21 protein-coding genes and 1 tRNA gene are annotated in these 23,835 nt (G+C 70.4%); 13 read left to right on the top strand and 9 right to left on the bottom strand.

All coding sequences use genetic code 11. From position 1 onward, the window contains the following. Window positions 1-501: 501 nt before the first annotated feature. Window positions 502-639, bottom strand: coding sequence for a hypothetical protein (locus tag Afe05nite_RS07385; RefSeq protein ID WP_203816210.1), 138 nt, complete (start codon window positions 637-639; stop codon window positions 502-504). A 1,807-nt stretch (window positions 640-2,446) separates the two neighbouring features. Between Afe05nite_RS07385 and Afe05nite_RS07380 the strand changes: the two genes are divergently transcribed. From Afe05nite_RS07380 to Afe05nite_RS07365, 4 genes are all read left to right on the top strand, one after another. Further along, window positions 2,447-3,295 (top strand): hypothetical protein, encoded by an 849-nt coding sequence (locus Afe05nite_RS07380; RefSeq protein ID WP_203816209.1) that lies wholly within the window; start codon window positions 2,447-2,449, stop codon window positions 3,293-3,295. A 269-nt stretch (window positions 3,296-3,564) separates the two neighbouring features. Continuing rightward, on the top strand, window positions 3,565-4,155 hold the full coding sequence (gene orn / locus Afe05nite_RS07375) for an oligoribonuclease (RefSeq protein WP_203816208.1): 591 nt from the start codon (window positions 3,565-3,567) through the stop codon (window positions 4,153-4,155). An 89-nt stretch (window positions 4,156-4,244) separates the two neighbouring features. Beyond that, window positions 4,245-4,320: transfer RNA gene (locus tag Afe05nite_RS07370), tRNA-His, on the top strand. Between the two features lie 94 nt (window positions 4,321-4,414). Continuing rightward, window positions 4,415-5,119, top strand: a complete 705-nt coding sequence (locus tag Afe05nite_RS07365) for an alpha/beta hydrolase (RefSeq protein ID WP_203816207.1) — start codon at window positions 4,415-4,417, stop codon at window positions 5,117-5,119. A gap of 15 nt (window positions 5,120-5,134) precedes the next feature. On the opposite strand, the gene Afe05nite_RS07360 is transcribed toward Afe05nite_RS07365, so the two are convergent. Both Afe05nite_RS07360 and Afe05nite_RS07355 read right to left on the bottom strand, forming a co-directional pair. Then, window positions 5,135-6,994: a hybrid sensor histidine kinase/response regulator gene (locus Afe05nite_RS07360; RefSeq protein ID WP_203816206.1), complete on the bottom strand. Its 1,860-nt coding sequence runs from the start codon at window positions 6,992-6,994 to the stop codon at window positions 5,135-5,137. 7 nt (window positions 6,995-7,001) lie between these two features. Then, window positions 7,002-8,285: a hypothetical protein gene (locus Afe05nite_RS07355; RefSeq protein WP_203816205.1), complete on the bottom strand. Its 1,284-nt coding sequence runs from the start codon at window positions 8,283-8,285 to the stop codon at window positions 7,002-7,004. Between the two features lie 167 nt (window positions 8,286-8,452). Here Afe05nite_RS07355 and Afe05nite_RS07350 point away from each other — a divergent pair, with 167 nt between their 5' ends. From Afe05nite_RS07350 to Afe05nite_RS07335, 4 genes are all read left to right on the top strand, one after another. Continuing rightward, window positions 8,453-9,301, top strand: coding sequence for a S1 family peptidase (locus Afe05nite_RS07350; RefSeq protein ID WP_203816204.1), 849 nt, complete (start codon window positions 8,453-8,455; stop codon window positions 9,299-9,301). Between the two features lie 217 nt (window positions 9,302-9,518). Next, window positions 9,519-9,869: a hypothetical protein gene (locus Afe05nite_RS07345; RefSeq protein WP_203816203.1), complete on the top strand. Its 351-nt coding sequence runs from the start codon at window positions 9,519-9,521 to the stop codon at window positions 9,867-9,869. A 194-nt stretch (window positions 9,870-10,063) separates the two neighbouring features. Continuing rightward, the gene (locus Afe05nite_RS07340; RefSeq protein ID WP_203816202.1) at window positions 10,064-12,112 is read left to right on the top strand and encodes a cellulose binding domain-containing protein; all 2,049 of its coding nucleotides are present in this window, start codon (window positions 10,064-10,066) and stop codon (window positions 12,110-12,112) included. Between the two features lie 87 nt (window positions 12,113-12,199). Beyond that, a complete protein-coding gene (locus tag Afe05nite_RS07335; RefSeq protein WP_203816201.1) occupies window positions 12,200-13,372 on the top strand; it encodes a hypothetical protein in 1,173 nt (390 codons plus the stop codon). Here Afe05nite_RS07335 and Afe05nite_RS07330 read toward each other — a convergent pair. The 6 genes from Afe05nite_RS07330 to Afe05nite_RS07305 all read right to left on the bottom strand — a co-directional run bounded on the left by Afe05nite_RS07330 (window position 13,369) and on the right by Afe05nite_RS07305 (window position 18,489). After that, window positions 13,369-14,142: a hypothetical protein gene (locus tag Afe05nite_RS07330; protein WP_203816200.1), complete on the bottom strand. Its 774-nt coding sequence runs from the start codon at window positions 14,140-14,142 to the stop codon at window positions 13,369-13,371. The two genes, Afe05nite_RS07335 and Afe05nite_RS07330, sit on opposite strands and share 4 nt — an antisense overlap. Before the next feature lie 178 nt (window positions 14,143-14,320). Continuing rightward, window positions 14,321-15,157: an ABC transporter permease gene (locus Afe05nite_RS07325; RefSeq protein ID WP_203816199.1), complete on the bottom strand. Its 837-nt coding sequence runs from the start codon at window positions 15,155-15,157 to the stop codon at window positions 14,321-14,323. Further along, the gene (locus Afe05nite_RS07320; protein WP_203816198.1) at window positions 15,154-15,945 is read right to left on the bottom strand and encodes an ABC transporter permease; all 792 of its coding nucleotides are present in this window, start codon (window positions 15,943-15,945) and stop codon (window positions 15,154-15,156) included. Before Afe05nite_RS07320 ends, Afe05nite_RS07325 begins: the two co-directional genes overlap by 4 nt. Next, a complete protein-coding gene (locus Afe05nite_RS07315) occupies window positions 15,942-16,712 on the bottom strand; it encodes an ABC transporter ATP-binding protein (protein WP_203816197.1) in 771 nt (256 codons plus the stop codon). The genes Afe05nite_RS07320 and Afe05nite_RS07315 overlap by 4 nt, the downstream gene beginning before the upstream one ends. 20 nt (window positions 16,713-16,732) lie before the next feature. Continuing rightward, a complete protein-coding gene (locus Afe05nite_RS07310) occupies window positions 16,733-17,806 on the bottom strand; it encodes an ABC transporter substrate-binding protein (RefSeq protein ID WP_239117620.1) in 1,074 nt (357 codons plus the stop codon). A 128-nt stretch (window positions 17,807-17,934) separates the two neighbouring features. Next, entirely contained in the window at window positions 17,935-18,489 is a 555-nt protein-coding gene (locus Afe05nite_RS07305) for an isochorismatase family protein (RefSeq protein ID WP_203816196.1), read from the bottom strand. 70 nt (window positions 18,490-18,559) lie between these two features. Between Afe05nite_RS07305 and Afe05nite_RS07300 the strand changes: the two genes are divergently transcribed. The 5 genes from Afe05nite_RS07300 (at window position 18,560) to Afe05nite_RS07280 (ending at window position 23,795) form a co-directional block, all read left to right on the top strand. Continuing rightward, a complete protein-coding gene (locus Afe05nite_RS07300; protein ID WP_203816195.1) occupies window positions 18,560-19,681 on the top strand; it encodes a type III PLP-dependent enzyme in 1,122 nt (373 codons plus the stop codon). 93 nt (window positions 19,682-19,774) lie between these two features. Beyond that, on the top strand, window positions 19,775-20,095 hold the full coding sequence (locus Afe05nite_RS07295) for a PASTA domain-containing protein (RefSeq protein WP_203816194.1): 321 nt from the start codon (window positions 19,775-19,777) through the stop codon (window positions 20,093-20,095). Window positions 20,096-20,119: 24 nt separating this feature from the next. Continuing rightward, on the top strand, window positions 20,120-21,052 hold the full coding sequence (locus Afe05nite_RS07290; protein WP_239117619.1) for a helix-turn-helix domain-containing protein: 933 nt from the start codon (window positions 20,120-20,122) through the stop codon (window positions 21,050-21,052). A 437-nt stretch (window positions 21,053-21,489) separates the two neighbouring features. Continuing rightward, window positions 21,490-22,578 carry a DNA glycosylase AlkZ-like family protein gene (locus Afe05nite_RS07285; RefSeq protein WP_203816193.1) on the top strand — a complete coding sequence of 363 codons (1,089 nt, stop codon included), beginning with the start codon at window positions 21,490-21,492 and terminating at the stop codon, window positions 22,576-22,578. Window positions 22,579-22,742: 164 nt separating this feature from the next. Beyond that, window positions 22,743-23,795, top strand: a complete 1,053-nt coding sequence (locus Afe05nite_RS07280) for a glycoside hydrolase family 43 protein (protein ID WP_203816192.1) — start codon at window positions 22,743-22,745, stop codon at window positions 23,793-23,795. The last annotated feature ends 40 nt before the right edge of the window (window positions 23,796-23,835 follow it).

Raw genomic sequence — 23,835 nt, 5'->3', positions numbered from 1 at the left:
GGGCCCACCCGACCCCGCCGCCTACGCGGCGGCCACGGCGATTCCCGGCCGTCCCCCGGCCACCCGGGATCCGGCCCCGGGCGAACCGCTGAGCTACATCAAGCCGACTCCCGGCGGGGCGTTGCCGTTGGGCGACCACCCCTCCTCGGCGGAAGCGTTGTTCGGCCGCCGAGGCGAACGAGGCTCCCGCAAGCGTGATTCGGAGCCGGGCGACATCCCGCTGTTCCAGGCTTCCGCCGTAGGCGCCTGGGTGGCCGAGACCGCAGCCGAGCGAGCCCGCGAGACCGAGGCGACGGCCGCGGCCCGCATGGCCGAAGTGGCGCGGAGGAAGGCCGCTGCCGCAGCCGCCGAGCGAGGCGGAACTGGCACCACCTCACGCGGCGGCGAGACCGCGGGCGGTGCCAAGCGACCGGGGAGCGCACCCGCGCCCTCCGGGGACGATGCCGTTGCGGCCGCCTACGAAGCCGGCGCAGCCGACGCCCGTGCTGCCCGTGCCGCCCATCAGCGCGCCGAGGCGATGTCCGGGGCGTCGTCCACGCCGCCGCCCGGCCGGGAGAGCATGACCGCCCACGAGGCCCGCGCGGCCGGACAACGGGTCTCGGTGATCACCGGCCCGGGAGCCGCCGACTGGGCAGCCACCGGCCTCCGCCGCGCCGACTCCCCACGCGTGGGCCGCCAGCAGACCCCGGCAGCCCGGCCGATCGAACCGCCGACCGTGCCGTCTCCGGGCCCGCCGGCCGAGTCGTCCCCGGCTCTGCCGGCTGTTACGCCGCCGGCTCCGTCGGCTGTTACGCCTCCGGCCGTAGGCGGATCCGTGGCCCCGCCGGCCCCCGCCTTCCCTCAGGTGACGGGTCTCGGCAGCCCCGCCCTGGCGACGGCTGAACGGGTCGTCGATGACGTCGAGCCCGGGTTGTCGGGCGAGCCGCTAGCGGCTGGGGCGACTACCGTGCAGGGCGAAGCCGCTTCCACTCCGGTGACCGATGGGGGCCCGTCGGGCGAGCGAAACGCCGCCCAGCCGCCCCGGTCACCCGCCGAAGCCACACCGGCCGGTTCCACCGCGTCGTCCGCTCGCGTGACGACCACGGACGCCGGCGCCGAGCCGCCCCTAACCGCCAGTAGGGCGCGGCAGGCCGCGGGAGCGGACACCGAGGCCGGCCGCGAAGGCCGCACTCCGGTGTCCGCTCCCAAGCTCCCCCCACCAGTCGCTGCCCCGGTGCCGGCCGCACCGCCCACCCCCGCAGCCGCCGGAACCCACCCCACCGACAGCCGCGGCCGGCACGCCGCCCGCGACGACAACGCAGCTCAGCCCAGCGCCCACCCGCCGGCCCCGGCCCGGCCGCGCCCCGCAGCGCCCGGCTCGGCCGTAGCACCTGGATCGGCCGCCAAGCCCGGCTCAGCCGCAGCACCTGGAGCGGCCGCGAAGATTGGCTCGGCGGCGGCGCCCGGCGCTTCGGCAGCGACCGGAACGCCCGTGCGGTCTGGGAGGCCCGGAATGCCACCGGCGTCCGCAGCGGCCACGCCCCTCAGACCCGCGGTACCACCGACGTCCGGGTCATCAGTGGGGCCTGCGTCGCCGTCAATCCCTGCTGAATCTGCGGTGCCGGGGAAGCCCGATGCTCCTGAGAGGTCGGCGGCACCTGCGTCGTCCGAAGTGTCCACGAAGTCTTCGGCGCCCGGAAGGCCGGAAGCAACCACGAGCTCCCCGACGCCGCCCCCGACGTCCCCGCTTGCGACGTCCGAGGTGCGCCCGAGGTCGTCAGCTCCTGCGACGTCTGCAGCGCCAGCGACGCCCCCTACGACCTCTGCAGTGCCCGCAGCGCCCGCAACGTCTGGAGTACCCGCGACGCCCGCAGCGCCCATGAGGTCTGCAGCGCCCACAGTGCCCGCGACGCCTGCAGCGTCCGCAGCGTCCGCGCCGTCTGGGGTGGGCGTGGCGCCCCTGGGGACGGTGTCGCCTGGCGTTTCGGCGGCGCCGATGCAGTCTGCCGGCCCGGAAAGCACGGCGGCTGGAGCTGATGGTGCCGAGTCCGGCTCGGGGGTTGTCGCTGGGGGCGGGCAGCGAGCGGTGCGGGTGGCTTCCGGTGGCGCGGACGTCCCGTCGGTCATGCATGCGATGGCGCGGGGGGAGCGGATCGGCACCGACCCGCGGGAGGTGCGGGCCGGCGTTGGCCCCCCGGATGAGCAAGCCGACATCGATGCGCGGGTTTCGGTGGGTTCGGCCGGTGGGCGGGCGGAACAGAGCTCGACCACCGAGGCCGGGGCGACGAAAGCGCAGCGGCCCATGCCCGCGCCGGAAGACCCGACGGCCGAGGGGCCCCGGCCGCCGGAGAACCGTCGTCGGCCGATGCCGTCGCCGAGCAGTTCCCGGGACGAGGATGCGCCGCAGGGAGGTGTGGGGACGGCGGGGCCGACTCCGATGGCCGATTTCCCGCTGACTCAGCGTCCGATGCCGGCGGCCGGGGGCGTACGCAAACCGGCTGATCCGTCCCGCCAGGTGCCCGCTGCCTGGCGCAAGGCGGCCGAGACGGTGGCTGCTCGGGCTGCCGCCGTGGCCCAGGCCCGTGGGGCGGAAGTGGCTGCCGACGTGGCTGAGGACGAGGACGCGGAGACGAGGCCGGTCAAGATCACCCGAGCCGGGGTAGCAAAGGCGGCGAAAGCGGCGAAGGCTACCAAGGCGACGAAAACCCGGGCCGACACCGCTACGCCCGCCAAAGGGCCCGCCAAGGCCGCCCAGCCGGCCAAGGTGACTCAGCCGGCCAAGGTGACTCCGGCCGCCAAGGTCACTCAGGCGGCCAAGGTCACTCAGGCGGCCAGGTCGGCTGAGTCGGGCAAGGTGACTCAGGCGGTCAAGAGCGGGGCGCCCGCCAAGGTCACGCCCGCCAAGGTCACGCCCGCGACGAAGGTGGCGAAAGCGGCTACCAAGGCGGCGTCCACCGTGGCGAAGCCGGCCGCGGCCAAGGCCGACCCCGCCGCCCCGGCGGCTTCGAGGGCTCCGGCGGCTTCGAGGGCCACAGCGGCGCGGGGGGCCACGGCGGCTCCGGGGGTCTCGGCGGCTCCGGGGGTCTCGGGCGCTCCGGGGGCCGCGGCGAAACCGGCGAAACCGGCTTCGCCCACCAAGGCGGCAGCGTCGGCCACTGGCATCTCCGGCTATGTGGCGGAGGCGGCTGAGCTGTTCGCGGCATCCGCTCAGCGGCGTCGGCGCGGAACCGTTACAAACCCCGGTGGGGTCGAGCCCGCTCCGCCCGAGCCGGTACGTCGGCGGCGTACCCCGCCGGGTCTGCCGAACGACGACTGACGCCGCTGGAAAAGGCCGCCCCAGGGCGGCCTTTTTGTGTTGCGGCATCCGAAGGGCCCTCCGCGCTGCCGACGTGGAGGGCCCTTACCGGGGGAACGGAGTAACCGAAGGGGGTCTTCGTCCGTTAAGCCCAGTTTAGCCGTATAACGACCAAACTGGGAAGTCCCGGACGGAAAGTGGACAAAGCGCGGCGCGTTCCGTATCGGACCGGACGGGTGGGGGGCCGGGACGTGACAGCGTGGTGGCCTGGGCGGGCGTAGGCTGTCGGCGTGGCTGATCTTCTGGTGTGGATCGACTGTGAGATGACCGGTCTCGATCTGGGCAAGGACAAGCTCATCGAGGTCGCGGCGTTGGTCACCGATCCCGAGCTCAATGTGCTGGGCGAGGGCGTCGACCTGGTCATCCATGCGGACGACGCGGCGCTCGACGCGATGCCCCCGGTGGTGCGCGACATGCACGCCAAATCGGGGCTCACCGAGGAGGTGCGGCGCTCGGCGATCACCATGGCCGAGGCCGAGGAGCAGGTCTTGGCGTACGTCAAGGAGTTCGTCCCCAATCCGCGCACCGCGCCGTTGTGTGGCAATTCCATCGCCACTGACCGGGGTTTCCTGGCCCGCGACATGCCGGCCCTGGACGCGTTCCTGCACTACCGCATGATCGACGTCTCCTCGATCAAGGAGTTGTGCCGCCGGTGGTACCCGAGGGTGTACTTCGGGCAGCCGCCGAAGGGCCTGTCCCACCGGGCCCTGGCCGACATCCGGGAGAGCATCCGCGAGTTGGAGTACTACCGCCGGACGATCTTCGTGCCGCTGCCGGGCCCGGACGTCGAGACGGCCAAGGCGATCGCCGCGGAGCTGTGACCGACTCGTCCGGGTAACCCGCTCGACGAAGCCCGCCGGGTGCCCGCTATGATTGTCCGGCGCGACGGGTTGAGTTCCCGTTCAGCATGGTGGTCGTAGCTCAGCTGGTAGAGCACCGGGTTGTGGTCCCGGGGGTCGCGGGTTCAAGTCCCGTCGGTCACCCCATGCAAGATGTTCGAAAGGCTCGGTCAAAAGACCGGGCCTTTCGTCGTCCGATATCCGATCGTGGTTGCCGATCGTCGTGGCTAGCCTGCTGGGCATGGACATCCTCAAGCCGCTCGTCCTGCCGGTCACGATCCGCCCCGCCGAGCGACTGGGTGCGGTCGATCTCTATCCGCCCGACGACGGGGCGCGGCGCCGGCCGGCGGTGCTGTTCGTGCATGGTGGTCCGGTTCCGGCCGAGCAGCGCCCGACTCCGCGGGACTGGCCGATGTTCCAGGCCTACGCGTCGCTGGTCGCCGGTCGCGGCGTGATGGGTGCCGTGGTCGACCATGGGCTGCACACGCCCGCCGATTACGCCACGGCCGCTGATGACGTGCGCGCGGCGGTGGAGACGCTGCGTTCCGATCCGCGGGTCGACGGCGGCCGCATCGCCTTGTGGTTCTTCTCCGGCGGTGGCCTGCTCAGCGCCGACTACCTGCGCGAACCGCCGGCCTGGCTGCGCTGCGTGGCGCTTACCTACGCGCTGCTGGCCCAGTTTCCGGGTCTGCCCGACGAGCCGCGTTTCCGCCCGGTGGAGGCCGTGACGGAGGCCGGTGACCTGCCGATCGTGCTGACCCGGGCGGGCGCGGACTACCCGCCGGTCCTGGCCGGGATCAAGGCGTTCATCGCGGCCGCCAAGATCCGGCCGGACATCGTCGAGGTGCCGCACGGCCGGCACAGCTTCGACATCCTGGACGACGACGACACTTCCCGGGCGGCCATCGAGCGCGCCGTCGACCTGGTGCTCTCCACCATGAAGTAGGCCGCGCGGTGCCGGCTACGGGCCGGGCGCGAAGAGCTGGTGGATCGCCTGCAGCAGCTGATGGTTCTGGAACGGCTTGTGCAGCAGCGGGGCGTCCGGTGGCAGCTCCTGGCCGCCTGGAGCGGAGCCGCTGGTGTAGCCGGACATGAACAGCACCGGCAGCTCCGGACGGGCGTGGCGGAGTTCGGCGGCCAGTTGGGTGCCGGACATGCCGGGCATGATGACGTCGCTGAGCAGGGCGTCGACCTGAAGGTGGTCGTCGAGGCAAAGTCGGCGGGCCTCGTGCGGGTCGGCTGCCGAGAACACCTCGTAGCCGGCTTTGGTGAGGATGCGGCAGACGATGTCGCGTACGCCGTCCTCGTCCTCGACCACGAGAATGCGCCGCCCCGCCCCGGCCGTCGTGGCCGCCCGGGCCGCGGGTTCGTGCTGGGCCGGCTCGGCACCGCCGATCGGCAGGCGCACCAGCACCGTGGTTCCGTGGCCGAGTTCGGACTCCAGGCTGATCGTGCCGCCGGCGTCGGCGACCACCCCGTAGGCCGTGGCCAGACCCAGGCCGGTGCCTTTGCCCCGGCCCTTGGTGGTGAAGAACGGTTCGAACGCGCGTGCCGCCACTTCGGGCGCCATCCCGGAGCCGGTGTCGGTGATGCGCAGGCAGACGTAGCCGGGTTCGGCGCCGGTGGCGATGGTGAGGCGGCCCCCGTTCGGCATCGCGGCCCGCGAGTTCATCACCGCGTTCATCAGCACCTGTTCGAGCTTGCTGCGATCCATCGTGACCGTCGACAGGTCGGCGGCCAGCTCGGTGCGCAAGGCGATGTCCTCGCCGAGGGTGCGGGCGAGGAGGCGCTGCATGTCGGCCGCGACCACGTTGAGGTCGAGCGACTCGGGGCGGGACGGTTCGAGCCGGCTGAAGATCAGCAGCTGCCGGGTCAGGCCGCTGCCGCGCGCCGCGGCCTGCACGATGGCCTGCACGTCGGACGCGACCGGGCTGTCGGCGAGTTCGTCGGAGAGCACGTCGGCGTACCCGGAGATGATCGCCAGGATGTTGTTGAAGTCGTGCGCGATGCCGCCGGCCAGCTGGCCGAGGGAATCGAGCCGCTCGGCCTGGCGCAGCTGTTGTTCGAGCTGCACCCGGGTCTGCTCGGCGAGGACCCGCTCGGTGACGTCGCGCAGGATGCCCTCGACCGCGCCGCCGGCCACGGCCGCGCGCTGCTCGATCCAGACGGTGCGGCCGTCCCGCCGGCGGAACCGGACGGTGAGCAGGCTCGGCTCCGGCGAGTGCCAGGAGCGTTCCAGGGCGCCCCGGTCCTCCTCGTCGACGACTCCGAAGATCAGCGCCGGGTCGGCGTAGAACTCCTCGGGCGGGTAGCCGATGATCTTCTCCACGGCCGGGCTGAGGTATTCCATGCCGGGAACGGGGTGCAGCCGGTATCGGAAGATCACGTCATGGGCGTGCTCGGCGAGCAGGCGGAAACGTTCCTCGCTGCGCCGCAGCGCGGCCTCGGCCTGCTTGCGTTCGGTGATGTCGGTGGAGATGCCGCAGATCGCGTACGCCGTGCCGGTCTCGTCCCGCAGCGGGAACTTGATGGTCACGTACGTGTGCATGCCGTCGTCGGCGGGCGCCTCCTCCTCCATCTGCAGCGGCTCGCCGCGCTCGATGGCGGCCAGGTCGTTGGCCCGGAACTCGTCGGCGATCGCGGCCGGGAACAGGTCGTGGTCGGTGAGCCCGACGATGTCCTCGCGACGGAGCCGGAAAAGCCGCTCGTACTCCCGGTTGACCAGCAGATAGCGGCCGTCGGCGTCGCGCATGTAGATGACCGCCGAGGTGTGGTCGAGGAGGGCGATCAGCTGCTCGAGTCCGACGAGCTGGGACTTCACGTGAACGTCACCCCACCAGCGCGACCGAGACCGACCGGCCCGACCGTACCCCCGTGGTCGGACTCTTTTCCCCGGTTTCCGCGGTTAGGGCGGCGCGAAGCGGAGCAAGCGGGTGCTGTTTGCGGGCCCGGGTCAGGGTCTCCAGGAACATCTCGTTCATGCCGGTGGTGCCGGCCCGGTTCGACACCAGCGGCCGGTCGCCCAGGCCCGCCTCGTCGCGCTTGCGCTGCGGCTTGAACAGGTATTTCTTGCTCAGCATGAGGTGCGCCCCGGCGGCGCGGGCGTGCGCCGCGAGCAGGCGGTACCAGTCGGCGACGGCCGGCTGGCGGCCGACCAGGCGGCGCAGTTCGGCGGCCGGTGCGCAACGCAGCTCGTCCGGGTCGAGCCTGAGCTCGTCGAGCAGCCGCCCGGGAAGCGTCGGGCGAGCCATCAGAGCTTCCAGCTCGTCGCGCTCGGCGTCGAGAAGGGCCGGGAACAGCCGGCGTACGTGGTGGTCGTAACCGGCCAGGTCGATCCCGAGCAGGAAGTCGCGTTTCAGCGCCTCCGGGTCGAGGGCGCCGCTCGGTGGGATGTCCCCGGTCGTCCAGTGCACCGCGAACTGCCGGAAGACGTCGAGGAACTGCTCCGCCGGCATGGACTCCTCGGGCGGTGCCGCCGCGAAGTCGACGAGCAGCCGTCGCAGGGCCTCCACCAGCTCGGTCGCGGCCCGCAGCCGGTCGACCGCGTCGTCGTCCAGCAGCGGCGCCTCGGCCAGCGGCTCGAGCACGTCGTTGATCGCCAGTTCGATCGCCTCACCCCGCTTGACCAGCAGGAAGAAGTTCTCCTCGCCGCGGGTGCCGGTGTAGGAGCGGATCCGGCCGTCGTCGAACGCGCCGGGCAGCACCGCCATCAGCTCCTCGCCGCGGCGCACTTCGAGGGTGCCGACGTTCCACCGCACCAGCGACGCGAAACTGTCCCGGTCGTAGTGGCCCTCGCCGGTTCGGGCGGCGAGGGCGGCGAAGTACTCCCGGAACGGCATGCCGTCGGCGGACAGTCCGTCGAATGCCCGCTCGGGTTCGGCCTTGCCCGCCGGGTCGTGCTCCTGGTGGTGCCGAGCCACCGAGGCGCCCACGAAACCGAGCCGCACCACGAGGCGTTTGGCCTGGTCGCGGCTGAGTTGGTGGGCCGGGGGCAACGGCGGGAGCAGCGTCTGCGCAACCTGTTCGAGCAGCAGCGCCGGCGGTGCGGCGCCGTGCAGAATGGCGCTGTTCAGGCGGGGAAGTTCCTCGTCGACCCAGGCACCGGGCACCATGGAGTGCCCTTCGACAGGCTCCCTGGATTCCTTAGCGGCGCGGCCGTCGATCTCGCCCCAGATCGATTGACATAGATGACACGCGATGCGAATGTCATGACACCTCTGGTGTCTGCGTGTCGCCGACCCGTCACGCGCTCCACCCCGCAGAGCAGAAGGGACCCTTCATGCGCCTACGACGGGCAATCGCACTCGGCGCCGCCGTCATCGCGGCCGCCACCGGAATCCTCGCCGGCCCCACCCCCGCGGCCCAGGCCGCGCCCGCCCCGGCCCTCGCCGCCGGAACCCTCGCCAACACGATCAAGCTGAGCAACTGCTCGGCCGCGCTGGTGCGTTTCCCCAGCTCGGTAAGCACCGACCGGGCGATGATGCTGACCAACGGCCACTGCTACGAGGGCGGCATGCCGGGCGCCGGCGTGGTGATCCAGAACCGGACCAGCAGCCGCACCGGCTCGCTGCTGAACTCGGCCGGCACCGCGCTCGGCACGGTACGCGCCGACCGGGTCATCTACGCCACGATGACCGGCACGGACGTGACGCTGTACCGGCTCACCTCCACCTTCGCGACGCTGAGCAGCAACTACGGCGCCACCGCCTACACCATCGCGAGCAGCCGGGCGACCGCCGGTTCGAGCATCACGATCCCGTCCAGCTACTGGAAGCGGATCTGGACCTGCAAGATCGACAGCTTCGTGAACAAGCTTCGCGAGGACGTGTGGACCTGGACGGACTCGATCCGGTACGACGCCAACTGCGACACGATCCACGGCACGTCGGGCTCGCCGATCGTCAGCGCGACCAGCGGCCAGATCGTCGGCATCAACAACACCGGCAACGACGACGGCCAGATGTGCACCCTGAACAACCCGTGCGAGGTGGACGCCAACGGCACCACGCACGCCTACCAGGGGCAGAGCTACGGCGAGCAGACCTACTGGTTCACGACCTGCCTCAACTCGAGCCGGGCCATCGATCTGACCGTGTCGGGATGCCTGCTGACCAAACCGGCACGCTGACCCATCCGAAAGTACTAATCGCCCCAGGTCCGGCGGCATTTCGCCGCCGGACCGCCATTTATGAATCGAAATTGTCGCCTGATCAATTCACCTATTCGAGTAAGCGTTTTAAACCGGGCGAATGCCGCATATTGCCTATAGTCATCACATCGGCAATACCCGGATACGAAGAGGTGAATCGATGAATAAAGTCGCCCGTATGATCACGATGTCGGGAATGGCTGCGACCGCCGCCCTGGCGTTCAGCGCCGGCCCCGCCGCCGCCACGTCCGCCGCCCCGGCGCCCGCGGCCGACAAGGCCGGCACTCAGGCGTCCGCCAAGCACGGCCCGTCGTCGACCCGCATCGCCGGTTACTACCGGAGCCCGATCGCGTGTCACAACGCCGGCCGCATCGGGGATTGGCAGAACCGCTGGGACAGCTACACCTGCTACCGCGTGCCGTTCGGCTTCAAGCGGGGCTACTTCGCGCTGCAGGTCCGCTGGGACCGGTTCGGTTTCCCGGGGCACCGTCCCGGCTTCCCGGTGCACCACGGGCCGGGCTTCCCGCACTTCCCGCTCAAGAAGTGACCTGACTCAGCAAAGTCAGATCGGCCGAGGGCCGCATCCCGTCCGGGGTGCGGCCCTCGCGCATTTCCGCAGCGAAATTCACAAGATCACAGGAAATTGCCAGGAAATGTTCACGATATTGACACCTCTCACTTTTAACAGCAGACTGGGAGCGCTCCCATTCCCCTCTTCGAATTCACCCACTTTGGAGAGCCATGCAGTTTGCGAATCCCCGTCGCGCGGCCCTGGGCGTAGCCCTCATCGCCGCGACTGCCCTGGTCGCGCCACCCGCCCAGGGTGCTTTCGCCGCCCCGCCCGGTTCCGCCCGCGCGGCCGCGACCCCGGTCTCGGTGAGTGTCAACGCCCGCGCCGGGCTCGCCACCGTGCCGGCCACCGCGCTCGGTGTCAACGACGCCATCTGGGACACCACGCTCGGCACCGACGCGGTCGCCGACCTGCTCGGCGACGCCGGCGTCAAGATGATCCGCTACCCCGGCGGTTCCTATGCCGACATCTACCACTGGGAGACGCACACCGCGCCCGGTGGCTACGTCGCCCCGAACACCGACTTCGACACGTTCATGGCCTCGGCCCGGCGCACCGGCGCCGAGCCGATGATCATCGCCAACTACGGCACCGGCTCCGCCGGGGAGGCCGCCGCCTGGGTGCGCTATGCCAACGTCACCAAGGGATACCAGGCTCGCTACTGGACGATCGGCAACGAGAACTACGGCAACGGCCATTACGGCTCGGCCTGGGAGGCCGACGACCACACCGACCTCAGCCCGACCCAGTACGCGAACGAGGTGGTCGCCTACGCCGACGCGATGAAGGCGGTCGACCCGACGATCAAGGTGGGCGCCGTGCTCACCATGCCGGCGAACTGGCCCGACGGACTGGTCGGCACCGGTGACTCGGCCACCTGGAACCGGACCGTGCTGTCGATCGCCGGGCCGCACATCGACTTCGCCGACGTGCACTGGTACCCGGGCGGCGGCAACGCGGCCGAGGCGCTCGGCAAGACGCAGTACCTGGACGACTCGATCTACGCGCTGCGCCAGCAGATCAACTCCTACGGCGGGGCCGACGCCGGCCGGCTCGGGATCAGCCTCACCGAGCTCAACGTCGGGGTCGGGCAGAACACCCAGCCCGGCGCGATCTTCCTGGCCGACGCGTACGCCGGCCTCATCGCCAACGGCGTCTTCACGGTGCAGTGGTGGAACGTCCACAACGGCATCGGCACGCCGTCGACGGTGGCCGGGCAGACCGACTACAACGACTTCGGCCTGCTCTCCAGCGGTAACTGCACGGCCGACAACTCGGTCTGCGAACCGCCGCTGAACACGCCGTTCGCCCCGTACCACGCGCTGAAGCTGCTCTCCTCGTTCATCCACCCGGGCGACCAGATGATCCGGGCCGGCACCTCCGACCCGCTGGTCACCGCGCACGCGGCCAGGCGGCCCAACGGCGATCTCGCGGTGCTGCTGATCAACAAGGACCCGGCGGCGGCCCGCGATGTGGCGCTTGACTACAGCGGTTACACCCCGTCGTCGGCGGCCCCGGTCGTGCTCACCTACGGCAACGGCGACACGGCGATCCACTCGGGCAGCGCGAGCACGCTTCCGCCGTACTCCCTGACGCTCCTGACCTTGAAATCGTCTTCCGGGGCCTCGCCCAAGGCGCCGACCCGGCTCGCGGCGTCGGCGGTGACCGACCGCACCGCCACGATCAGCTGGTCCGGCGGGCCGGACGCCGCGAAATACGAGATCTACCGCGCGAACGGCGCGGTGAGCGAGCAGCTCGGCGAGACCAGCGGTACGTCGTTCACCGTGCACAACCTGCAGCCCGGCCGGCGCTACACGGTGAACGTGCTGGCCCGGGACGGCGCCGGTAATCAGTCGTGGTCGTCCGCCCCGCTGACCTTCACCACGGGCGCCCCCGCCACCAGCACGTGCACGGTGAAGTTCGCCGACACCAACGACTGGGGCAACGGTTACGTCGGGCAGATCGACATCACCAACACCGGCGCCGCCCCGCTGAACGGCTGGACTCTCGCCTACACCTGGCCCACCACGTGGCAGAGCGTGAGCAGCGGCTGGAGCGCGACCTGGACGCAGACCGGCACCGGGGTGCGGGTCACCAGCGACGCGACCCTGGCGGCGAACGGCGGCACGGCCTCGGTCGGCTTCGTCGGCTCCTACAGCGGACCCAACCTCTTCCCGGTGGCGTTCACCCTGAACGGCACGCTCTGCTCGATCGCCTGATCAGCCCCTGATCAGGATTTTCCCGACTTGAACGGTGTATGGAGGTGGGGCAGCGACCGATCTGAATCCTTTGGTAATTCTTAAGCCATGTTCAACCTTTCTCGATTGTCGGCCGCCGGTGTGGCCGCGGCTGCCGTAGCCCTCGGCGTCGCGGCCCCGGCGTCCGCCGGCGCCGGTCCACCCACCCAACCACCTCAACAGGTCACCGCCACCGCGCCCCGGATGACCGGCTGTGCCGGCGTCGAGTCGACCCTCGCCTGGCTGGCGGCCCACGACGTGCCCAACGTTCAATGCGCCGAGCAGCGCACCCAGCCCACTCCGGCGGCGGTCGTGAGCCTGGCCGCCAGGGCACCCGACGGCGTGCCGCAGTGGTGCGTCGACCATGCCTTCGACGGCTGGTGGGCCACCCGCACCTCGGCGTGCTCCGTCTCGGACTGGTTCCTGCGTGACTACGACACCGCGAGCCAGCAGGTCACCGGCACCATGGACTTCATCGTGAGTGCCGTCGGCGACATGTCCACCACCGCGTCCCAGTTCGGTCACCGGATGGCCCTGCGGTCGTACAGCCGGAGCGGCACCGCGGTGGGTACCGCCGTCTGGGCCATGAACGACTGCTGGGCCGACTGCGATCTCGCCGACGACTCGTTCCCGCAGCAGCCGATGACCGACGGCGCCGATGTCGGCGGCTGGGCCACCTTCATCTCCATGTCGGACAGCCCCGGCAAGGTCGGCGGCTTCGAATCGAGCATCACCTTCCTCCTCACGAACCCGAACTTCTTCACGCCGGGCATCTTCTCGACCGTCACACTGCCGCGGGGGCGGTGTGACAACGCCACTCCGGGAGCCGCAGGTCCGGGCTGCGTGTTCCCCGACTACGTGCCGGCCTGGTTCGTCGGTCGAGCGGCCCTGCCGGCGTACGCCCGCTTCGTCGACGCCTCGCAGGCCGCCGGTCTGCCGGGCGCGCTCACCCGGCTGACCGACGCCGCCCTCGTCGCGCAGAACGACGCGAAGGTCTGTGTGGGCTGTGCCGGCTATCCGGTCAACACCAGCGACCAGGGTCCGGCAACCGGCGGCGGCACGGCTCGTACGTTCCGTGGGTGCCTGGTCAAGGGTGTCCCGACCGGAGTGACCGGACCGTCCGGTTACAGCCTCTGCCGCCTCCCGGCCGCCGAGAACAGCCGCGCCGCTGCCGCTCTCGACGCCTTCTACATCGACAACCGGGTCATCAAGGCCGACACATTCACCGTGCGGGTCCGTTAAAGACTCTCCTCAGCGGCGCGCAGGGCTGCCTTGCGCGCCGCGTCCACCTGGGTGCGCCAGCCGGCGACCTCCTGGACGACGGTTTCCAGCCGGCGTTGCAAGGCGCGCAACGGCTGCTCGGCGGCCCGGCCACGGCGGTTCAGCAGGCTGGAGTCGAGGTGCGGGACGGTGGGCGGCCGGCCGCCGGTCGTCTCGGCCACCGCCCGGGCGGTCTGGCTCAGCACACGCCGCAATCTGGGCACCGACTGCTGCACCTCGGCGACCAACTCGTCGAAGCGGCGCCGGGCGAACTCGGCCTCGTGCCAGGTGTCGCTCTCCTTGGCCGCGTTGGTCCTGCGGGCGTTCTGCGACGGCTTGGTCAGTGCCGAGCGGATGTGGTCGCGCATCGACTCGACGGACCGCAGTGCCTTGTCGCACTCCTTGAGCGCCGCCAGCAGTTCGCGGAAGGCCAGGTCGTCGCGGCTGAGGAGGGGTTCGAGCAACTCGTCGATCCGGACCGAATATTTCACGTAGCGCTTCGCGGCCGCCTCCACGCTGCTCTGAGCCGCTTTGTGAGCGCGTCTTGCCGCGCGGAAGCGCCGCGCCCGGCCCTCGTCGACGCTGAACAGGCCGCCGAAGGTGCGGTCCCGCCAGTCGGTGCCGGTGCGGGACTCGCCCACCTGCTGCTCGGCCTCCGTGAGCGCCTGCCGGGCGGCGGTCAGCTCGGCTCGGGCCTTACGCAGCAGGGGGAGATGGGGTGCCAGCAGGGTGCGATCACGATCGGTCAGCACATCATCACCATAATGGCTCGGTCCCGGAACCATCCAGTCCAGGATCGGGTTCCCGAGCGGACTCCGCGGCTCGTCGCCCGGTCAGTCGGAAGTGTCGATCTCGGGGAGCCCGCCGCGAGTGGTGTGAACACCCGGACCGAAGCTGACCGCGAACGGATGAGGGCTCGCCCCCGAACGCCTACAGGGTGCGGGCCTGGTGTTCGGGGGCGTAGCGGGTCAGGGTCAGCTGCTCGACGACGCTGATCAGGGTGTAGAGCAGGATCGACGCCACCGTCACGATCGTCACGCCGCTCCACATGCGGTCCAGCTCGAACGTCGTCACCGAGGCGAGCATCAGGTAGCCGAGCCCCTTGCCGGTCGCCAACCACTCCGCCAGCAGGGCGCCGACCAGGGCCAGCGGGGCGGCCACCCGCATCGCCGCGAACAGGGCCGGCAGGGCGCCCGGCAACTGCACCCGCAACAGCGTGGCGTACGGCGACGCACCGTAGGCGTGCATCAGGTCCATCGAGGAGCGTGGCACCGACCGCAGCGCCAGCGAGACGTTCACCAACACCGGGAAGAAGGTCACGATCCCGGCGATCACCGTGACCGCCATCAGGCCGCGTCCGAAGATCAGCGCGATGAGCGGAGTCATCGCGACCAGGGGCACGGCGCGCAGGGCCATCGCGATCGGCAGGAAGGTCTGCTCCACCGGTCGCCACAGGGCGAACGCCAGTGCGGTGACCAGGGCGGCGACGGTGCCGCCGAGCAGGCCGAGGGCGGCGTCGAGGGCGGTGACCCGGCTCGCGTCCCACAGCAGTGTGCGCTCGGCGTCGTGCTCCGGGTCGGTCAGGTACTTCCAGACGTCGACGGGGCCGCGGGTCAGGAACGGGTCGAGGTGCAAGCCCTTGACCAGGAGTTGCCAGACCCCGCAGATGACGATCACCGAGAGGACCGCGCCCCCGATGCCTTTGAGCAGGCGAACACCCGCCCGGCGACCACGCCGGGCCGGCCCGGCTCCGTCGGCGGCGGTCATCCGGCGGACCTCGGGGCCCACGGCGTGAGGAGGCGGCCGACCAGGGCGGTGAGTCCGTAGGCGGCGCCGGACAGGGCGGTGGCGACCAGGGCGATACCCCAGGTCCGCTCGACCGCCAGGCTCTGTTGCGAGTTGATCATTGCTACTCCCAGGCCGGACTCGGCCCCCAGGTATTCGCCGATGATCGCGCCGAGCATGGCTGCCGGGGCCGCGATGCGCAGGCCCGCGAACAGGCTCGGCAGGGATGCGCGAAGCCGTACCTTCCACAGCTGCGTCCACTTGCCGCCGCCGTAGGCACGCACCAGGTCGAGGCTCGTGCGATCGGCGCTGCGCAGGCCGACGAGGGCGCCCACCAGGGTGGTGAAGATGACCGAGAGCGCGGCCAGGATGACCTTCGACTTGTCGCCGGTGAACAGCACGGCGAGCACCGGGCCGATCGCGATCACCGGGAGGCAGTAGCTGACCAGCGCCAACTGCATGCCGGCGCGCTCGATGAGGGGGAACTGGATCAGGAGGAAGGCGAACGCTATCCCGATCGCGTTGCCCCACAGCCAGCCCCAGCCGGCCGACCGCAGGGTGGCTTTGATGTTGGGCCAGTAGAACGACCAGCCGTCGTGCCCGAACTGGCTGAGGATCTTGGTGGGCGGTGGGACCGCCCGGCTGTCGGCGAAGACCGTGCGACCCAGGATCTCCCAGAGGACGATCAGGGTGAGCAGGCCGATGGTGCCGAACAGCCAGCGCGGCGCCCCGGTTCGCCGGGCCGGCGCCAGGACCGACGCCAAGGTCATCCGACGGTCTCCTTCTCCGCCGGGTCCGATCCGAACAGGAGCGCGCTGAGCTGGTCCTCCAACTCGTGGAAGCGGGCGGTGCGCGTCATCTCCGGGGTCCGGGGACGGGGCAGATCGATCTCCACCTGGGCGACGATCCGACCGGGCCGGGCGCTCATCACCGCCACCGTGTCGGCCAGGAAGACGGCCTCGGCGATCGAGTGCGTGACCAGCAGGGTGGTGGTGGCGCGTTCGGTCCAGATGCGCTGCAACTCCAGGTTGAGTCGCTGGCGGGTCATCTCGTCGAGAGCGCCGAACGGCTCGTCGAGCAGCAGGATCCGCGGCTCCACCACGAGGGCTCGGGCGATCGCCACGCGCTGCCGCATGCCGCCGGACAGCTGAGCCGGGCGCGCCTGCTCAAAACCCTCCAGACCGACCAGCTTGATCAGATCAGCGATCGTACGATCGTCCACCTTGACGCCGCTCACCTCGAGCGGCAGCCGGATGTTGGCCACCACCGACCGCCACGGCAGGAGCGCCGCATCCTGGAACGCGATGCCCAGGTGATGGTTGCGACGCGTGGCGGCCGGCTCCTCGCCATGCACGTACGCGTCGCCGGAAGTTGGTTTCTCGAGGTCGGCGAGAATGCGCAGGATCGTCGACTTGCCGCACCCCGACGGCCCGAGCAGCGCGACGAACGCGCCGGCCGGCGTGTCCAGGTCGACGCGGTCGAGGGCGGTGACGGTGGACCGGCGGATCGTGAACTGCTTGGTCAACTGCCGCAGCACGATCCCCCGGCCCTCCTCGCTCAGGACGTCCCCTTGAGGCTCGGATTCTCGGTGTAGATCTCGGTGAGAACCGACATGTCGAAGAGCTTGTCCTTGGTGATCGTGGTGCCGCCCAGGGCCAGCGTCTTGATCGTCTCGTCGATCAGCTCGTCGGTGATCGTGAACAGGCCGTTCTTCTTGGTGTCGGCGGTCGAGACCACGGTGTTCTGCGCGGCCGACTCGAGCACCTGCTCGGCCTCGTCGAGACCCAGGTCCTTGCCGTATTTGGTGGCGGCCAGGTTGGCGCCGGTCTTCGGGTCGGCGAGCGAGTCGGTCCAGCCCTTGATGTCGCCGACGATGGCCGCCTTCAACTTGTCGCGGTCCGACGTCAGGGTGGACTTCTTGACCACGTACACCTCGGACACCATCGGGTAGCCGTGGTCGTTGAGCAGCATCACGGCGGTGTCGACACCCTTGGTCTTGAGCAGGTTCGGCTCGTTGGTGAAGAACGAGAACCAGCCGTCGACCTCCTTCGACACCAGCGGCGACGGGTCGAACTGGGCCGGCACCTTGGTGACCTTGGCCGGGTCGATGTTGTTGGCCTTGAGGAACGCGTTCCACACCGGCTCGTTGGTGGCCTGCACGCCGATCTTCTTGCCGATCAGGTCCGCCGGCGTGCTGATCGGGGCCGAGGCCGGCGACATGATGCAGAACGGGTTCTTCTGGTATTGCGCGCCGACGATAACCAGCCCGGCACCCTTGAGAATCGCCGCCGCCGTGATGTCCGGCGAGGAGATGCCCAGCAGCGCCTTGCCCGAGGCGACCACCGCGTCCTGGCTGACGTTCGGGCCGCCGGCCATCAGGTTTACCGAGGTGAACCCGGCCGCCGTGTAGTAGCCCTTGGTGTCGGCGATGTAAGCGCCCGCGAACTCGACGTTCTTGACCCAGGAGAGCTGGTAGTCGAGGGTGCCGAAGCTCTTGGCCCCGCCGGAGGCCGACGAGGTCGGCGACGAGTCGTCGTCCCCGCAGGCGGCGAGCAGCGCGGAGGTGGTGCCGAGCAGGGCGAGGCCGGCCCCGCCGCGAAGCAGGGAGCGCCGATCTATGTATGAGGTCACGCGGAGGCTCACTTTCCCTGGAGAGGGCACGACGCTAACCAGGGCGTGTTTCACCGCAGTTTCCAGGAAAAGCCCAGCCTGTGGCGACTGGCGGCCTCGCGTGGCACGGTCGGTCGCGGCGGCCGGTCTCAGCCGCGGAAGGTGACCTCCGCGGTGTTCACCGTGCCGCCCGTGCGGCCCGGTGCCCGGTGGAACTTCCAGTAGAGATTGGTGTGGGTGATCACCTTGTCGGGGGTCGGCGCACCGTATTCGGAGAGATCTTCGGTGGTGTGCGCGTCACCGACCAGGGTGACGTCATAACCACGGGTCATCGCGCCGTGCAGGGTCGAGCGGATGCACTCGTCGGTCTGGGCGCCGCAGACGTAGAGGTGGCCCGCCGAGCGCGCGGCCAGTACCTCCTCGAGCGTGGTGTCCTCGAAGGAGTCGGGCCAGCGCTTGTGGACCAGCGGCTCGGAGTCGGCCCGCTTGAGCTCGGCGACGTATTGCCAGCCGGCGGAGTCGATCGGCATGTCGGCGCTGCTGTGCTGGACCCAGATGACCTCGACTCCCGCGTTGCGGGCGAGGTCGACCAGGTCGGAGATGTTGGCGACGACACGGTCCCGGTCGTGGGCGCTAGCCACCACGTCGTTCTGCATGTCGATCACCAGAAGGGCGCTGTCGGGGCGGTTCTCCAGCGTGGTCATGGGTGGACGGTAGACCGGGGGTACGACATTTTGAGGGGGTGAACCCTTCCGCTGATCATCGGGGGACATAGTGGACACGCCCTACCTGCTGGTCGACATCTCCATCGCCGTGGCGCAATACCACCGCATCGCCGCGGCCTTTCCCGGCACGCCCGTCTACTACGCCGTCAAGGCCAATCCCGAGCCGACCCTGCTCATCGAGTTGGTCCGGGCCGGCTGCCACTTCGACGTGGCCAGCCGCAACGAGATCGGCCTGGCCCTCGCCGCCGGCGCCGACCCGGTCACCCTGTCCTTCGGCAACACCATCAAGAAGGCCGAGGACATCGCGTACGCGTACGCCCAGGGGGTCCGGCTCTTCGCCTTCGACAGCCTCGGTGAGCTGGAGAAGCTGGCCGTGCACGCCCCCGGATCGGCGGTCGTCTGCCGGGTGCTCGCCTCCAGCAAGGGCGCGCGCTGGCCGCTGAGCCGCAAGTTCGGCTGCGCTCCCGAGATGGCCCTGGACCTGATCCGCTGGGCGGCCGCGAACGGACTCGACCCGGCCGGGGTGTGTTTCCACGTCGGCTCGCAGCAACTCGACCCGGGCCGCTGGGAACCGAGCATCGCCGACGCCGCGGCCCTGTTCGCCCGCCTCGCCGCCGACGGCATCAACCTGCGCCTGCTCAACTGCGGCGGCGGGTTCCCGGTCGACTACCAGACCGAGGTGGCCTCGATCGACAAGTACGCGAAGGCCATCGACGCCGCCGTGGCGAGCCATTTCCCGGCCCGCCCGGCCCTGATGATCGAGCCGGGCCGGTACATCGCGGCCCCGGCCGGCGTGCTGCACACCGAGGTGGTGCTGGTCTCCCGCAAGTCGTACGCGGACGAGCCGCGCTGGGTCTATCTGGACGTGGGCCGGTTCGGCGGTCTGGCCGAGACCGAGGACGAGGCCATCCAGTACCGCTTGAGCACCCCGCACGACGGCGCGCCGACCGCCCCGGTGGTGCTGGCCGGCCCGACCTGCGACAGCGTCGACATCCTCTACCAGAACGCCGGTTACGAACTGCCGTTGGCGCTGCGCCCCGGCGATCTGGTCCGGATACACGGCACCGGCGCCTACACGGCGACCTACGCCTCGGTCGGCTTCAACGGTTTCCCGCCGCTGCGCACCGTCCTCGACCGGGCCGACCGGGCCGACCGACGGGCGGCGGGATAGGTCGGGCGTGCCAATCTTGCGGTCGCGCTTTAGGTAGTGCCATGGGCAGTCCTGCCGATTCCTGACCGGGGGGCGCCGCCATAGGTTCCGGGCATGCGAAATTCACTGAGACAACGTGTGCTGGGTGCGGCGGCGGCGATCGTCATGGGGGGTGTGGTCACGCTGGCCGCGCCGGTGTCCGCGCAGGCGGCGGGGCCGGCCGGGGCCGCGGTCACGGCCACGACCGTGGTGCCCTACGTGCTCAACGACCCGGCCGTGCTCGCGGCTCGGGAGATCCGGGACGCCGGACTTCAACCGGTGGTCAACGGGCGGACCACCGGCGCCTATGTCATCAGTCAGTCGCCGGTACCGGGGCGGGTGGTGCCGGTCGGCACCACCGTCACGATCCGGACCGTGGTCGGGCCGACGCCATAAAGTGAAACCTTTTACAGTGTGCGCGTGGATTTGCTGCCGCCCGCCGAGGAGCAGGCCTACCGGCTGCTCGTGAAGATGGCCGGGGCGAGTGTCGACGAGTTCGCCGCACGGGCCGCGATCGGGGCGCAAGAAGCGCTCGCCCGGCTGGAGAGCCTGCGGCGTCGTGGCCTCGTCACCGCCGGTCCCGTCTACCGGGCGTTACCACCCGACGTCGCCCTCGGTGAGGTGCTTCTGCGCGAGCAGGAGCACCTCGAGGCGGCTCGGCACGTCGTGGCGGCGCTCAGCGAGGAATACCGCAGCAACACCCGGTGGCGGAGCACCGAACACCTGATGGAGATCGTGGTCGGGGCGCCGGCGTTGCGAGAACGGCTCCGTGACCTGCAGGACTCGGCCAAACAGGAGATTCTCTGGTTCTGCCGGGCCAACCCGATCGCGATGCACGGGCCGGAGAACACCGAGGAGACGCCGGCGCTGACCCGCGGCGTGCGCTATCGCGCCATCTACGAGCGGGCGCTGCTCGAGAAGCCCGGTGAGCTGGCGAGCATCGTCGAGGCGGTCGGGCTCGGTGAGCAAGCTCGTACGCTGCCGGTCCTGCCCGTACGCCTGGCCATCGCCGACCGGAACCTGGCGATCTGCCCGCTCGTGCCCGATGCCACCCGCGGCGCCGGGGAACCGACCGCCGCGCTGATCCGCTCCTCGGAGCTGCTCGACGCCTTGATCGCGTTGTTCGAGAGCTACTGGGAGCGGGCGACGCCGGTGATGGGCGAGTCGACCGACGAGCCGGACCGGTTGCTGTTGTCGCTGCTGGTGGCCGGCATGCCGGACAAGTCGATCGCCACCCACCTGAGCGTGAGCAAGCGGACCGTGCAGCGGCGCCTCGACCGCCTGATGGCGGTGGCGGGCGTGGACAGCCGGGCGGGCCTGACCTTCCAGGCGGCCAAACGCGGCTGGCTCTGACCGTCGTCGCCGAGCGGGATCACGGCGCGACCTCGACCGGCAGCCGCCCCACCGGGCCGCTGCCGGGCCGAATCGCCGCGCTGGGGGCCCGGCCGCACCTCCGCGACATTCCGGACATCGATCGCGGGGGCGATGCGGTCGACGGCGGAGATGGGCGTTGGCACCGTTGCGTGGGGCCAGGCCGAAGAGAACCGCAGGGGGCTGCGGAGGGGGCGGCGTTGGATCGCTCGGGTGGGTGCGGCCGGGGTCCTGGGCGACCCCACCGGGGCCGCGACGCCGATCGGGGCGTCGGGCGGCACTGACCGTTGCCACATGGTGGGTCTCCTTCGGGCAACCGGTGGTGGGGCAGCGGTTCAAATTTTGAATACGTGGGATCTATTATCAAAAGACCCAAACCTGCCGCACAAACGTCATGGCGCGATGTGGACACTCTTCCTGTGGCTCATCAACTCTCCCGGCCGGAGGCGCGGCGGATCGCGGTGCGGGCGCAACTGCTCGACGCGGCCCGGCCGGACAGCCTGCTCGACGTCGTGCACGGCCTGACCCTGCTGCAGTACGACCAGACGGCCGCGGTCGCGCCGAGTCATCACCTGATCGCCTGGAGCCGACTGGGTCCGGCCTATTCGCCGGCCGACCTGACTCAGGCTCTGCAAGCGCGTGAACTGCTCGAACTTCAGGGGATGGTGCGCCCGGCCGGCGATCTACCGCTCTTCTCGGCCGACATGGCGGCCTGGCCGGGCGACTCCGCCTGGCGGGCTGGGCGGCTGGAGTGGGTGCGCGCCAACGACGCCTGCCGCCGCGACATCCTGGCGCGCCTCGCCGCCGACGGGCCGACCGCCGCGCGGGACATCCCGGACACGTGCGTGGTGCCGTGGAAGTCGACGGGCTGGAACAACGACCGCAACGTCATGCAGATGCTGGAGACGATGCTGGCCCGCGGCGAGGTGGCGGTGTCCTCCCGCAACGGCGGCGAGCGCCGCTTCGACCTGGCCGAGCGGGTCTATCCGGGGCTGCCCGCGGTCGAACCGGAACAGGCGCGCCGCCGGCGGGACGAGCGGCGCCTGACGGCGCTGGGCATCGCGCGGGCCCGGGCGGCGGAGACGATGATCGAGCCGAACGGCGTCGGCGAGGCGGGGGAGGAGGCCCAGATCGATGGCGTACGCGGTAAGTGGCGGGTCGATCCCGCCCAGCTGGACCAGCCGTTCGAGGGCCGGGTGGCCCTGCTGTCCCCACTGGACCGGCTGATCTACGACCGCAAGCGGATGCTCGAGCTGTTCGAGTTCGACTACCAGCTGGAGATGTACAAGCCGGCCGCGAGCCGCCGCTGGGGCTACTGGGCGCTCCCGATCCTCGACGGCGACCGCCTGGTCGGCAAGGTCGACGCCACCGCCGACCGGAAGGCGGGCGTGCTGCGCGTCGACGCGATCCACGAGGACGAGCCGGTCGACGAGACCGAGGTGGGCCGCGAGATCGAGTCCCTGGCCGAGTGGCTGGGCCTCGATCCGACCGGTTCGATCGCGGTCTGACCCGTCGGTCCGCACAGACATTGACTTCTAACGTTGTAAAAGACACGCTGAACAGTACGAAAAGCGCTCGGGCCGCACCCCCGACAAGCCTCCGCGCGGCCGGAGCCGGACGCCATCCCCGTTCGCGGCGTCGAACCGGAGGCCATCCCCGACGGATGTGAACCATGCGGAAAGTCCTGATCGCGGCCGGGGCGCTGCTGCTCGCGCTGGCCGGCACGACGGTGCTCGCGCAAGGTGCCGAAGCCGGCCAGACCGGTCTGCGGGCGGCCGACCCGAGCGTGTTGCGCGTCGGTGGCACGTACATCTCGGTGCAGTCGACCGGCGGCGGCATCGCCGTACGCCAAGCGGGCTCGACCGACGCGCTCGCCTCCGCCACCGCTCGGGTGGTCTGGACCGACAGCCGCGGCCGCGGCGAGGTCTGGGCGCCGGAGATCGTGACCGACGGCGGGCGCTTCTACATCTACTTCACCGCCGGTGCCGGCTCCGCCCACCGCATGTTCGTGATCAGCTCGGCCGTCGCGGACCGCGGTTACGGCGGCGAGACGCAGCTGGCGCTGCCCGACGACAAGTGGGCCATCGACGGCACGATGTTCAGCTTCAACGGGCAGCGGTGGTTCGTCTGGTCGGGCTGGGCCGCCGACACCGACGTCGAGCAGAACCTCTACATCGCCCGGATGGGCTCGCCGACCACGCCGACCGGCGCCCGGTATGTCATCTCGCAACCACGGGAGGGCTGGGAGCGGGTCGTCGGCAACCCGTTCATCAACGAGTCCCCGGAGGCGATCAAGGATCCGACCGGCCAGTTGCACGTCGTGTACTCGACGAACGGCAGTTGGAGCGATCAGTACTGCCTGGCCGACCTGCGGCTGCGGGCCGGTGGCGATCCGACCTACGTCTGGGACTGGTACAAGTCCAACGGCTGCCTGTTCGGGTCCAACCGCGCGACGATGATGGCCGGCTGGGATCCGACGCTCACTGTGAACGGGCCGGGGCATCACACGTTCGTACTCCTCAACGGCGACATCGCGACGTCGCCGCCGGCCGGACCGCGTTTTCCGCTGATGTTCCACGCCGTGCCGAAAGGCACGCCCTACTCGTGGAGCAACCGCTACTGGTACACCGGGACGTTCTGCTGGTGGGGCAACACGACCTACCGCCGAGCGAACGTTCCGGGTTCCGACACCGACACGGGATTCAGCCTCAAGTTCTTTGAGTAAGCGCTTTCCTGGGCTAGATTGCATCCAACATTGTCTATCT

Origin of the sequence: Paractinoplanes ferrugineus (genome assembly GCF_016862195.1) — a bacterium.
GTDB lineage: Bacteria > Actinomycetota > Actinomycetes > Mycobacteriales > Micromonosporaceae > Actinoplanes > Actinoplanes ferrugineus.
This window is presented reverse-complemented; position numbering and strand designations above follow the sequence as displayed.